General features: G+C 63.6%; 12 protein-coding genes. 8 read left to right on the top strand and 4 right to left on the bottom strand.

Translation table 11 applies throughout. The annotated features are described in order from the left end of the window. Nucleotides 1-61 precede the first annotated feature (61 nt). Nucleotides 62-1,339 (bottom strand): 6-phosphofructokinase, encoded by a 1,278-nt coding sequence (locus tag EAH75_RS18910; protein ID WP_140656015.1) that lies wholly within the window; start codon nucleotides 1,337-1,339, stop codon nucleotides 62-64. A gap of 192 nt (nucleotides 1,340-1,531) precedes the next feature. Between EAH75_RS18910 and EAH75_RS18905 the strand changes: the two genes are divergently transcribed. The 7 genes from EAH75_RS18905 to EAH75_RS18875 all read left to right on the top strand — a co-directional run bounded on the left by EAH75_RS18905 (nucleotide 1,532) and on the right by EAH75_RS18875 (nucleotide 9,091). Continuing rightward, nucleotides 1,532-2,116 carry an adenylate kinase gene (locus tag EAH75_RS18905; RefSeq protein ID WP_140656019.1) on the top strand — a complete coding sequence of 195 codons (585 nt, stop codon included), beginning with the start codon at nucleotides 1,532-1,534 and terminating at the stop codon, nucleotides 2,114-2,116. A 48-nt stretch (nucleotides 2,117-2,164) separates the two neighbouring features. Beyond that, the gene (gene mpl, locus EAH75_RS18900) at nucleotides 2,165-3,541 is read left to right on the top strand and encodes a UDP-N-acetylmuramate:L-alanyl-gamma-D-glutamyl-meso-diaminopimelate ligase (protein ID WP_140656022.1); all 1,377 of its coding nucleotides are present in this window, start codon (nucleotides 2,165-2,167) and stop codon (nucleotides 3,539-3,541) included. Nucleotides 3,542-3,574: 33 nt separating this feature from the next. Further along, the gene (locus tag EAH75_RS18895; RefSeq protein WP_140656025.1) at nucleotides 3,575-4,177 is read left to right on the top strand and encodes an LON peptidase substrate-binding domain-containing protein; all 603 of its coding nucleotides are present in this window, start codon (nucleotides 3,575-3,577) and stop codon (nucleotides 4,175-4,177) included. Nucleotides 4,178-4,235: 58 nt separating this feature from the next. After that, nucleotides 4,236-5,054, top strand: a complete 819-nt coding sequence (locus EAH75_RS18890) for an SDR family oxidoreductase (protein WP_140806519.1) — start codon at nucleotides 4,236-4,238, stop codon at nucleotides 5,052-5,054. Nucleotides 5,055-5,359: 305 nt separating this feature from the next. Next, nucleotides 5,360-6,778, top strand: coding sequence for a sigma-54 dependent transcriptional regulator (locus EAH75_RS18885; RefSeq protein ID WP_140656030.1), 1,419 nt, complete (start codon nucleotides 5,360-5,362; stop codon nucleotides 6,776-6,778). 617 nt (nucleotides 6,779-7,395) lie between these two features. Further along, nucleotides 7,396-8,631: an acetylornithine/succinylornithine family transaminase gene (locus tag EAH75_RS18880; protein ID WP_140656033.1), complete on the top strand. Its 1,236-nt coding sequence runs from the start codon at nucleotides 7,396-7,398 to the stop codon at nucleotides 8,629-8,631. 40 nt (nucleotides 8,632-8,671) lie between these two features. Then, complete coding sequence (locus EAH75_RS18875) at nucleotides 8,672-9,091, top strand: VOC family protein (protein WP_140656036.1); 420 nt, start codon at nucleotides 8,672-8,674, stop codon at nucleotides 9,089-9,091. A gap of 1 nt (nucleotide 9,092) precedes the next feature. Here the strand turns inward: EAH75_RS18875 and hemL are convergent, their stop codons facing one another. Then, nucleotides 9,093-10,376 (bottom strand): glutamate-1-semialdehyde 2,1-aminomutase, encoded by a 1,284-nt coding sequence (gene hemL / locus EAH75_RS18870; RefSeq protein ID WP_140656041.1) that lies wholly within the window; start codon nucleotides 10,374-10,376, stop codon nucleotides 9,093-9,095. Continuing rightward, complete coding sequence (gene thiE, locus EAH75_RS18865) at nucleotides 10,373-11,017, bottom strand: thiamine phosphate synthase (RefSeq protein WP_140656044.1); 645 nt, start codon at nucleotides 11,015-11,017, stop codon at nucleotides 10,373-10,375. The genes hemL and thiE overlap by 4 nt, the downstream gene beginning before the upstream one ends. Nucleotides 11,018-11,126: 109 nt before the next feature. On the opposite strand from thiE, the gene EAH75_RS18860 reads away from it, so the two are divergent. Further along, on the top strand, nucleotides 11,127-11,324 hold the full coding sequence (locus EAH75_RS18860) for a rubredoxin (protein WP_140656048.1): 198 nt from the start codon (nucleotides 11,127-11,129) through the stop codon (nucleotides 11,322-11,324). A gap of 217 nt (nucleotides 11,325-11,541) precedes the next feature. On the opposite strand, the gene EAH75_RS18855 is transcribed toward EAH75_RS18860, so the two are convergent. After that, entirely contained in the window at nucleotides 11,542-11,991 is a 450-nt protein-coding gene (locus EAH75_RS18855) for a DUF192 domain-containing protein (protein WP_140806545.1), read from the bottom strand. Between the last annotated feature and the right edge of the window lie 483 nt (nucleotides 11,992-12,474).

The following is a 12,474-nucleotide window of genomic DNA, read 5'->3' as shown; positions in this document are numbered from 1 at the left end:
ACGCACAGGGCGTGCGCGATTTCAGGTGACGCTCAGCCAACCGGCGGCAGCGGACCTGAATTCAGCGCGTGAACGCCAGCAGCCGTTTTGCCACCGCCACGTTCTTCAATTGCACGTAGCGCGGCAATCCATCCTTGCCGTATGGCAATGGCGCCTCGCCGCGGATCAGCGGCGCCAGGTAACGGCGTGCGGCGGCGGTGATGCCGAAACCATCGCGAGTGATGAAGTTCTTCGGCATCTTCTTTTCGCGATTGGCGATCTTCGCCAGCGGCGCGGGTTCGACCTTCCAGCGGTACGGCGTATCGGACGCGCGCACGATCACGGGCATTACCGCATTCATGCCGGCCAGCGCGTAGTCGACCGCGGCCCGACCGACCGCGTAGGCCTGCTCGGCGTCGACCTTCGAGGCGGCATGGCGTGCCGAACGCTGCAGGTAGTCGGGCAGTGCCCAGTGGTACTTGTAGCCGAGCTTCTCCTTCACCAGCGCCGCCAGCACGGGTGCGACGCCGCCGAGCTGCGCATGGCCGAACGCGTCACGCGTGCCGGCCTCGGCGAGGAACTGGCCGGCCGCGTTGCGCACGCCCTCGGAAGCCACCACGGTGCACCAGCCCACGCGTTTGACGGTGGCTTTCACTTTCGCCAGGAACGCCGTCTCGTCGAACGTGTTTTCAGGGAACAGAATGACGTGCGGCGGCGCATCGGCGCCTTCACCGGCCAGGCCGGCGGCGGCGGCGATCCAGCCGGCATGGCGACCCATCACCTCAAGGATGAACACCTTGGTCGAGGTCTCGGCCATCGAGGCCACATCCAGGCTCGCTTCCAGCGTGGAGATTGCGGTGTACTTCGCGACCGAGCCGAAACCGGGGCAGCAGTCGGTGACGGCCAGGTCGTTGTCCACCGTCTTCGGCACGCCGATGCAGCGGATGTCGTAACCCATTGCCTTGCCCAGCTGCGAAATCTTCAACGCGGTATCGGCCGAGTCGTTGCCGCCGTTGTAGAGGAACCAGCGGATGTCGTGGGCGCGGAACACATCGATCAGTCGCGCGTACTCGGCGCGGTTGTCTTCCAGCGACTTCAGCTTGTAGCGACATGAGCCGAACGCGCCGCCGGGCGTGTGGCGCAGCGCGGTGATTGCCGCGGCCGACTCCTTCGAGGTGTCGATCAGCTCCTCGCGCAGCGCGCCGAGGATGCCGTTGCGTGCGGCATACACTTTCATGCCCTTGTCACGGGCCGCCTCGATCACGCCGGCGGCGGTGGCATTGATCACCGCGGTTACGCCGCCGGACTGGGCGTACAGCAGGTTGCCGGCGATGGCTGGCGGACGACGGTTCGGGCTCATGGGGATCCTCTTGAAGGGCGGTTGCGGGACGATGGCGGTCGGCGGTAAATCTTTTTGGCAACAAATACTTGCCGCAAGCGCGGGAATGCCTCTGTTTGACGGCACCGGGTGCAGACGCTAATTTGACAGCCAATTCTGGGAATCCGGCGGGCTGCTGCAGTGTGCGGCAGCCCGCCGAACTTGTGGAGCATTATGCGACTCGTCCTACTTGGTGCGCCCGGCTCGGGCAAAGGCACGCAGGCTGCGCGGCTGAAGACGGAATTCGCTGTGCCGCACATCTCGACCGGCGACATGTTGCGCGCCGCCGTCGCCGCCGGCACGCCGATGGGGTTGAAAGCCAAGGCGGTGATGGACGCCGGCCAGCTGGTCTCCGATGACATCCTGCTCGGCATGCTGGAAGACCGGCTGACTCAGGACGACACGAAAGCCGGGTTCATCCTCGATGGCTACCCGCGCAATCTGGCCCAGGCCGATGCGCTCGACCAGCTGCTGGCGAAGATAGGCCAGCCGCTGGATGCGGTAGTGAAGCTCAAGGTACCCAGCGAAGTGATCATCGGCCGCTGCGAGATCCGCTTCAAGGCTGAAGGCCGCGCCGACGACAACCCCGACACCGTGCGCCGGCGCCTGGCGATCTACGCCGAGCAGACCGCCCCCGTGGCCGATTTCTACGCCCGCCGCGGCAAGCTGCAGATCGTCGATGGCGTCGGCGAATTGAGCGACGTCACCGCGCGGGTTAAGCAGGCGCTGCAGAACGAATCGGCAGCAGCGAACGGCTGAGTACACCCCGTTCCCATTGGAGCGGGCTTCAAGGAATCGCGTCCCACCATGCGTCTGCACATCCTCGGCATCTGCGGCACCTTCATGGGCGGTGTCGCCGCGCTGGCTCGCGAACTCGGCCACACGGTCGAAGGCTCCGACGCCAACGTCTATCCACCGATGAGCACCCAGCTCGAAGCACTCGGCATTGCGTTGATGAGCGGCTACACGGCCGAACATCTGCAGCCCGGGCCTGACCATGGCCGGCCGGATCTTGTCGTCGTCGGCAACGCGATGACCCGCGGCAACCCTGCCGTCGAATACATGCTCGATCAGCAGCTGCGCTACATCTCCGGCCCGCAATGGCTGGGCGAGACAGTGCTGCAGGGGCGCAATGTGCTGGCCGTGGCCGGCACCCACGGCAAGACCACCACCACCAGCTTGCTGGCGCATCTGCTGGAATGTGCAGGACTCTCGCCGGGCTTCCTGGTCGGCGGCGTGCCAGGCAATTTCGGCGTGTCGGCGCGGCTGGGGCAGGGCAAGCCGTTCGTGATCGAGGCGGACGAATACGATACGGCGTTTTTCGACAAACGTTCGAAGTTCGTGCACTACCGCCCACGCATCGCGATCCTCAACAATCTCGAATACGACCACGCCGATATCTTTCCGGATGTGGCTTCGATCCAGCGCCAGTTCCATCACTTGGTGCGCACGGTGCCGGGCAACGGCCGGCTCATCGTCAACGCGCACGATCAGCGGCTGGCCGAAGTGCTGGCGATGGGATGCTGGACGCCGGTGGAAACGTTCGGCATCGGTTGCGGTGACTGGCAGGCGACACTGGTTGAAGCGGATGGCTCGGCATTCACCGTGCATCACGGTACCGAGCTGATCGGTGAGGTGAGCTGGCCGCTGCTCGGCAACCACAGCGTGATGAACGCGTTGGCCGCGCTGGCCGCCGCCACAGCCGCCGGGGCCGACACGAAGGCGTTGCTGTCCGCGTTCGCCACCTTTGAAAGCGTCAAGCGGCGGATGGAGCTGGTTGGCGAGATGGGCGGTGTGCGCATTTACGACGACTTCGCCCACCATCCCACTGCCATCGCCACGACCTTGGCTGGACTGCGCGCGAAGGTGGCTGAAGCGCGCATCTTGGTGGCGCTGGAACCACGCTCCAATTCGATGCGTCAGGGCGCGCATGCCGAGACGCTGGCGCCATCGCTGGCCGATGCCGATGCGGTGGTGTTTCTGCAACGGCCGGAATTGCCATGGGACGCGCATCACGTTACTGATGCACTGGGCGGGCGGGGCACCACCGCGCCGAGCGTCGATGCCCTGATTGCTGCGCTGCGCGCCCTGGCCAGGCCCGGCGATCAAGTGGTGTTCATGTCCAACGGCGGTTTCGAAAACGCGCCGCGCCGCTTCGTCGAGGCGTTGCGGGCAGGCACCTGAACACGACAAGGGCCCTCTGGTTACACTCGTTGCATGGTCGCCCAATCGCCGCTTATCGAGATGCCGTTGTTTCCACTCGCCTCCGTCCTGTTTCCCGGCGGCCAGCTGCAGCTGCGGATCTTCGAGCCGCGCTATCTCGACCTGGTGCGAGAGTGCACCCGCCATGGTACCGGCTTCGGCGTGTGTCTGATCCTCGATGGACATGAAACGGGCGCGCCGGCAGTGCCGGCCGCCATCGGCACGATTGCCAGGATCAGCGACTTTCATCGCGACGAAGATGGCCTGCTCGGCATTGTTGCCGTGGGCGACCAGCGCTTTCGGGCTGCGCGCAGCCGCGTTCGCGCCGACGGCCTGGTGCGCGGCGAAGTGGAGGTATGGCCGGCCGAGCCGGAGCTACCGGTGCCGGTAGAGTTTGCCTTGCTGCAGAGCATCCTCGAACGACTGATCGAGACTATGGCTCCGCATTGGCGGCAGGCTCCACGCAGTGCTTATGACGACGCCAGCTGGGTGGGCTTCCGGCTGGCCGAACTGTTGCCGCTGGATGCGATCGAACAGCAGCACATGCTGGAGTTGAACGATCCGCTGCAACGGTTGGCCGAACTGCGCGACATCCTGCCGCGTTTCCAGAAACCGTGAATCGACAAGCCTTACACTGGCCGGACCTCACCTGACACCCGCGACGGAGTCGATGCGCATGGGCAACCTGGCCGGCAAGACCTTGTTCATCAGTGGCGCCTCGCGCGGCATTGGCCTGGCGATTGCCATACGCGCCGCACGCGACGGCGCCAATATCGTGATCGCGGCCAAGAGTGGCGTGCCGAACCCGAAACTGCCCGGTACCATCCACACCGCGGCGGCCGCTGTCGAGGCCGCCGGTGGCAAGGCGCTGGCGTTGCAGGTGGATATCCGGGAAGAGGAGCAGGTGCGCGCCGCCGCAGCGCAGGCGGCCGACCATTTCGGTGGCATCGATATCGTCATCAACAACGCCAGTGCGATCTGGCTGGCCGGCACTGCCGACACACCGATGAAACGCTATGACCTGATGCAGCAGGTCAATACCCGTGGCACCTTTCTGGTTACCCAGAGCTGTCTGCCCTACCTGAAACGGGCGGCAAATCCGCATGTGCTGATGCTGTCGCCGCCGCCGAATCTCGATCCGAAATGGTTCGCGCCGCATACCGCCTATACGATCGCCAAGTACGGCATGAGCCTGTGCGTGCTGGGCATGAGCGCGGAGTTTGCCTCGATCGGTATCGCGGTGAACGCGTTGTGGCCGCGCACGGTGATTGCCACCGCGGCCATCGGCATGATCGACGGCGTGAAGGTCGAGCATTGCCGCAAACCGGAGATCGTCGCCGATGCCGCGCACGTCATCCTGAGCCGTCCGGCACGCGACTATACGGGCCACTTCGCGATCGACGAAGACGTCCTGCGTGAGACGGGTCTAGGCGACTTCGCCAACTACGCCGTACAGCCGGGCATGTCGCTATTGCCGGATCTTTTTCTGGACTGAATCTCTCCGAGTGAGCGCTGGTATGACCGTGATCGGGCCGCCAATCGGCAAAATCTGACAAGACCGGGGGTGGTGTACCTAGCCTGCATATGCTGTAAACCCTTGTCACCGATGGACTTATGCGGACGAAAATGCTTTGTCGCTTCATGCATTTCCGGCTTACTTGGGAGTATATTGCGTGATGCACATCACACTTTTGTAGCAACCAGGGCGCAGGATGCGGCTGCGAAAGTACCGGGAATCATCGCCTGCCAAGGTGGTCGTCTCGAACTGCATCAGCGACCGTGGGGACAGGGGTCAGTGCCATGACGAATGAACAGGCATCGAGGCGTTGCGTAGTCTGGTTTGGTCAACCCACCGCCGAGGAGTGTGCCAGTCTGGCGCAAGCAGGATGGCGCACACGGATAGGCGATGCCCGGCTGCAGGACGGTGTCGGCATGCGACGCGACGATATCGTGGTGGCGATGGCCGATCTGCGGCACGGCGACGAGCAGGCAATCCAGGCCATGGGGCGGTTGATGGATAATCATCCGTGGCTGCCGTGGCTGGTGCTTGTTCCGCAGGAGACCGCCGCGGGCAAGCCGGAAGTGGTGCGCGTCCTGCGCGACAGTGCCGATTTCTTCACCGTGCCGGTTGACATGAAGCGCCTGCTCCACACGTTGATGAAGATCAGCAACGGCTGGTCGCCGACAGCCGAAAAAGCGGATATCCCCGGTATCGTCGGCGCCGTCAGCCCGGTGATGCGCACCATCATGAGCAGCCTGCGCAAATATGCGCCGGTGGAGTTGCCGGTACTGATCACCGGCGAGACCGGCAGCGGCAAGGAAATAGCCGCCCGCGCTCTGCATGGGTTATCGGCGCGCTGCGAACACCCGTTCGTGCCGATCAACTGCGGTGCGCTGCCGTCGAACCTGGTGCAGTCCGAGCTGTTCGGTCACGAGCGCGGCGCTTTCACCGGAGCGAATGTGCGCCGCATCGGGCATTTCGAGACGGCGGCCGGCGGCACCGTGTTTCTCGACGAGATCGGTGACCTGCCGCTCGATGCCCAGACCAGCCTGCTGCGCCTGATGGAAGAGGGCACGCTGGTGCGGGTGGGCTCCAGCCAGCCGATCAAGCTGGATGTCCGGGTGTTGGCCGCCACGCATGTGGATATGGAAATGGCCGTGGCGCAAGGTCGTTTCCGCGAGGATCTGTACTATCGGCTCAACGTGCTGCGTTTGCGCATGCCGGCACTGCGCGAACGCGAGGGTGATGTCGAGTTGCTCGCGCAACATTTTCTCGATGCATTCCGTCTGCGACATCACAGCCGTGCCCATGCCTTCAGCATCCAGGCACGACAGGCCATGCGCGGGTTTGCGTGGCCCGGCAACGTGCGCGAACTGCTCAATCGGGTGCAACGCGCGGCCGTGGTCGCCGAGGGCACGTTGATCAGCGCCGCGGACCTGGATCTGCAGGACATGCAGCCGACGCCCGCCAGTCGTTCGAGTCTCGGTCTGACCCGCGTTTCGGCCGAACGCGAGGCGGTACTGAACTGCCTGCACGAAAGCCATTTCAATATCAGCGAATGTGCGCGACGACTCAACGTGTCGCGAGTCACCGTGTACCGTCTGTGCAAGAAGCACAAGGTGGCGCTGGAAGAGCTTCGCGACGGTGATCGGCCACCTGCCGGGCGGCGAATAGCCGCCGTGAACGGCCATGGGTCGCCAGTGGCGCAGAGCATGTAGAGCCACCAAGGTGCGGCTGCGGTTTGCAGCGTTCGGGTCAGCCTTACGTCAGGCCTCGTCAGAGGAATCCCCCGGCCCGCAGGGGACGGGCCGGGGGTTCCAGTGGTGCCCGGCTACAGGGTGCCGGGTTACCGCCCTCGTTCGCCTTCGCCGCGCTCCGCGGCAGCAGGTTGTTCTCGCGGGTCAGCCATCGCGGCAAACCCACACCTTCGAAAGTGGATGAGTTGTCTCGGTGACCGCCCTCAACCCTGGCAAGCGTGCGAAGTACAGCAATGCCTGTGCCAAGGGCCGGCAATGCTGCAACAGCAAGGGTTGCCAACGGATGCGATGGTTTGTTGCTCGGTCGGAACTGTCACAGCGTTACAGCCCGGCATCCGCTCTACCGCCCATGGTTGGGTTGGCAGATGGCGCGGTGAACCGTTTCTGCTGGAGTGATACATAAGCGATACAACGTGTTGGTTGGTATACAGCGCGGCCGTACGGAGCCGTGCAAAACCTGCCCCCAGGTTTTACGATGCATGGTGTGTGTCGCCCCGACCATGTGCCGAGGGTGGCCCGAATCCCCACCTTGATCATCCATCGCTGGTGTCGCCTGTCGGCGATGCCCGGAGCAAGACATGCACGAACGACTGCCGCCCAGCACATCCCTGACGGATCTGGGGAAGCGTTATTGGCTACCCGTCTATCGGCCGCGCGAGCTCGTGCTCGACCACGGCAAGGGTGCATACATATGGGATACGCAAGGTCGCGACTACGTGGATTTTGGCGCCGGCATCGCGGTGAACGCGCTCGGCCATCAGGATCCGGATCTGATCGAGGCACTGATCGCGCAGGTGCACAAGCTGTGGCATGCCAGCAACGTGTTCTATACCGAGCCGCCGCTGCGACTGGCGGAGGAGCTGGTGCTTGCCTCCGGATTCGCCGAGCGGGTGTTTCTGTGCAATTCCGGCGCCGAGGCGAACGAGGCGGCGATCAAGCTGGTGCGCAAGTGGGCGGCGTCGAAAGGTCGCACGCCGGAACAACGCAACATCATCACCTTCAGGGGCTCGTTTCATGGCCGCACGCTGGCCACGGTCACTGCCACGGCGCAGCCGAAATACCAGGAGGGCTACGAGCCGCTGCCGGCGGGTTTTCGCTATCTCGATTTCAATGACGAGGCCGCGCTGGAGGCAGCCCTCACTGCGGGCGACATTGCCGCAGTGATGCTTGAGCCGGTACAGGGCGAGGGCGGTGTGCTGCCGGCTGCGCCGGGTTTTCTGAAGCGCGCCCGCGAGTTGTGCGATCAGCATGACGCCTTGCTGGTGCTGGACGAGATCCAGTGCGGCATGGGCCGCACTGGCACGCTGTTCGCGCACACCCACGAGAACGTCACACCGGACATCGTGACCCTGGCCAAGGCACTCGGTTGCGGCTTCCCGATCGGCGCGATGCTGGCTGGCCCGAAAGTGGACGAGATCATGCAGTACGGCGCACACGGCACCACGTTCGGCGGCAATCCGATGGCGGCTGCGGTCGCGCGTGTCGCGCTGGCCAAGCTGGCTTCGCCGGCGGTACTGATGAACGTGGAACGCCAGGCGAACGCCTTGCGCGCCGGACTGGCCCACATCAACCATGAGTTGAACCTGTTCGCCGAAGTGCGCGGCCGCGGCCTGATGATCGGGGCGGTGCTCGCAGACACGCACAAGGGCAAGGCGGGCGCGATTCTCGATCACGCCGCCGCGCATGGCCTGCTATTGCTGCAGGCCGGGCCGGATGTGCTGCGTTTCGTGCCACCGCTGACCATCACCGACGAAGAACTGGCCGAAGGCCTCGCCCGTCTGCACGCGGCGTTGAGTGACTTTGCGGCAGGCTGAGGCGATTTTTCGCGGCGGCCCATCGATCAGGAGCATTCCGATGAAATACCTTCACACCATGGTGCGCGTACATGACCTCGACGCCTCGTTGCGCTTCTATTGCGACGGTCTTGGCCTGCGTGAAGTGCGCCGCACCGAAGTGCCCGAAGGCAAGTACACGCTGGTGTTTTTGTCGGCGCCGGACAGCCCGGAGGCCGAGATCGAGCTGACCTGGAACTGGGGCTCGCAGGAGGATTACGGCTCGGCGCGCAACTTTGGCCATCTGGCGTTCCGCGTCGAGGATATCTACGCCACCTGCGAGCGTTTGCAGGCGATGGGCTGCACCATCCATCGTCCGCCACGCGATGGGCACATGGCCTTCGTGCGCTCACCCGATCTGATTTCGATCGAGCTACTGCAGGAAGGCCATCTGCCGTCACGCGAACCGTGGGCGTCGATGCCGAATACCGGCAGCTGGTGAATCAGGCCCGCGCGTCGCGCAGTGCGCCGCGCGCGGCTTCCAGGGTGTCGGCGATGTCCTGGTCGCTGTGCGCGCTGGACATGAAGCCGGCCTCGAATGCGGACGGTGCCAAGTACACGCCGCGTTTCAGCATGCCGTGGAAGAAGCGGTTGAACAGCGCCACATCAGCCGCTGTCGCCTGCGCGTAGCTGGTCACCTTTTTTTGAGCACTGAAGAAGAGACCGAACATGCCGCCGACGCGATTCGTGCTGAACGGAATGCCCTCGCCATCGGCGACCGATTGAAAGCCGTCGGCGAGCAGGCGTGTGCGGGCGGCGAGCTGATCGTGGAAGCCTGGCGTCTGAATCAGTTCCAGCATCGCCAGGCCCGCCGCCATCGCCACCGGATTGCCGCTGAGCGTGCCGGCCTGGTAGATCGGGCCGCTCGGGGCAATTTGTTCCATCAGATCGCGACGGCCGCCATAGGCGCCGACCGGCATACCGCCGCCGATGATCTTGCCGAACGTGGTCAGATCCGGTGTCACGCCGTAATACGCCTGTGCGCCGCCGAGTGCGACGCGGAAGCCGGTCATCACTTCGTCGAAGATCAGCAGTACGCCGTGCTGCGTGCACAGTTCGCGTAATGCCTGCAGGTAGCCGTCCACGGGCGGGATGCAGTTCATGTTGCCGGCGACCGGCTCGATGATCAGGCCGGCAATGTCGTGTCCTTGTTCGGCAAACAGGGTCTGTGCCGCATCGATATCGTTGTAGGGCAAGGTCAGCGTGAGATCGGCATTGGCTTTGGGCACGCCGGGCGAGGTGGGCACGCCGAAGGTCAGCGCGCCGGAGCCGGCCTTGACCAGAAAACTGTCGCCGTGGCCGTGGTAGCAGCCCTCGAACTTCACGATCCTGGCGCGGCCGGTGGCGCCGCGTGCGAGCCGGATGGCCGACATCGTCGCTTCGGTTCCGGAGTTGACCATGCGCACCATTTCCACCGAGGGAATCAGCCGGGTGATCATCTCGGCCATGGTGACTTCGGCTGCGCAAGGTGTGCCGAATGAAAGCCCATCCTTCACTGCGCGCTCAACCGCTTCGCGCACCGCCGGGTGGTTGTGGCCGACGATCATCGGCCCCCACGAGCCGACGTAATCGATATAGCGAGTGCCCTCGACATCCCACAGATAAGCACCATCCGCGCGCGCCGTGAAGAACGGCTCGCCACCGACCGACCGGAACGCGCGTACCGGCGAGTTCACGCCACCGGGCATCAGTTGCAGGGCGCGCTGGAAGAGTTCGTGGTTGGTCATCGTGTGGATTCTCGATCGGGGGAGAACATGTTGGAAAAGTGTTGCGCGGCAGCGCGTACATCGGAGGCACCGAAAAGGGCTGAAACTACCGCCAGAAAATCTGCGCCGGCTTCAATCAACGGTGCGCCATTGTCCGGTGTGATTCCGCCGATCGCCACCCGCGGCAGGCCGAGCGCGGCGCTTTGCCTCAGCAGATCGATCGAGGCACGTGGCGCCAATGGCTTGGTCGTTGAGGGAAAGAACGCGCCGAACGACAGATAGCTCGCGCCGGCGTGGGCGGCGATCTGGGCCAGCTGCAGCGAGTCGCGACAGGCCATGCCGATGATCGCGTGGTCGCCCAGTTCGCTGCGGGCGACACCGATATCGTTCTCTGCATCGCCCAGGTGAACGCCATCCGCGCCGACGGCCTTGGCCAGCGCAATGTCATCGTCAATGATCAATGGCACACCATGCTCGTGGCATAGCTGTCTGAGGGCAGTCGCTTCGGCGTGACGGCGTGCTGCGTCAGCGGTCGGGTCGCGGTACTGCAGTAGTTGCGCGCCGCCGGCAAGCGCCTGGGAGACGACTTCGAACAGATCCTCGCGAGGCCCGTCGGTGAGGGCGTAAAGGCCGCGGCCTGACCATGGTGCAAACCTGTTCAATTCGATACCTCATATGTGCAGATGTGTGGCCAGCGCATTGCGATGCTTTCGCATTGCCGGGCGAGTTGCGAGAATGTGCCATTCCATGACGATCCAAAGAAGTCCAACCATGAGCCAGAGTTCCGCCGAAGCCGTTGCCTTGCACAAATGGATGTGCGTTGTCTGCGGCTATATCTATGATGAAGCTGTGGGCGTTCCTGACGAAGGGATTGCACCAGGCACCCGCTGGGAAGATGTGCCCGACACCTGGACTTGCCCGGATTGCGGCACCACCAAGGATGATTTCGAGATGATCGAACTCGACTGAAGGCCGACTTCCGCCTGCAAACGGCCCGATCTTGCCGGCGCATTGGCCGGGCCGTCTGCTCTGATGTTCCTGCGCACGTATCGTGGCGCGCAACCGAGGAGCATCCCGTGCGACAGTTCATTCCTTTCGAAGACGATTGGGACGTATTGGCAAGCCTGCGGCCCGAAGAACTGATCCCCTATCGCGTGGGGATGCTGAACAGGTCCGGCCCGGCAGCTCAACGCACCGGGCCGATGTCGCCCTCGATCCTTAGTTCATCGCCGGCCTTTGCACCAATGCGCCGCGCCGTACCGGCTGACAGTTCGAGTACGTAACGCGCTGGCGCGTCGCTGGGATAGACGGGGCAAGGGTCGGCCTTGCACGGTGGCACATCCAACTGCATCGAGACCAGTCGTCGATCCGTGTCGAAGTACAGTATGTCGAGCGGGATCAGTGTGTTCTTCATCCAGAACGCCTGCGGTGCAGTATAGGAAAACACGAACAGCATGCTGTGATCCGGAGCCAGCGTGGTGCGCATCATCAGGCCGTGTTCGCGGCTGGGCTCGTCAGCGGCGAATTCCGCCGAGAACCTTTGCCCGTGAAGCACCACCGCGGGCGCCTTGCTTCCGGGAGCAGCGCTGACGCAGCCGGTAAGCAACAAGAATATCGGTGCAAGCCATCGCTTCATCATGTGTACTCGTCGCAGTGGAATAGGTATGGCGAGAAGTGTAGCGCCGCGATCGCGGGCGACTTTCATGAAAGAAAATCGTCGTGCCCTCTTCACAGGCGTGCGACACGGCGCTATGATTCTCGCCCGTTCGACGAGACGCCCTCTCGCGAAGATTTCCGCAACGAACCTCGCTGAAAAATTTCTCAACGAAGGTGTTGACGGTCGTAAAAAGCGATGTAGAATGGGCGGCTCACCTAGGACGAAACGTCCTCGGGGCGATCGAGAAATCGGTGGCAAGTGATTGATCTTTGACAGTGTGCGCAGGTGAATTGTGTGGACGTCTTGCGATGGAGGGTTACGACCTGTCCATAGAAATGCAAGCGTCCAACCAAAGAAACACAGTAATGAGTTTGTTGGTTGGGACATACGCTTCGGAAAGATAGATGGCCGAGCCCGCGAGGGTGAGGTTGTCGAAAACTTAAGTGAAGAGTTTGATCCTGG

It is taken from the genome of Rhodanobacter glycinis, assembly GCF_006438785.1.
GTDB classification, from domain to species: Bacteria; Pseudomonadota; Gammaproteobacteria; order Xanthomonadales; family Rhodanobacteraceae; genus Rhodanobacter; species Rhodanobacter glycinis_A.
This window is presented reverse-complemented; position numbering and strand designations above follow the sequence as displayed.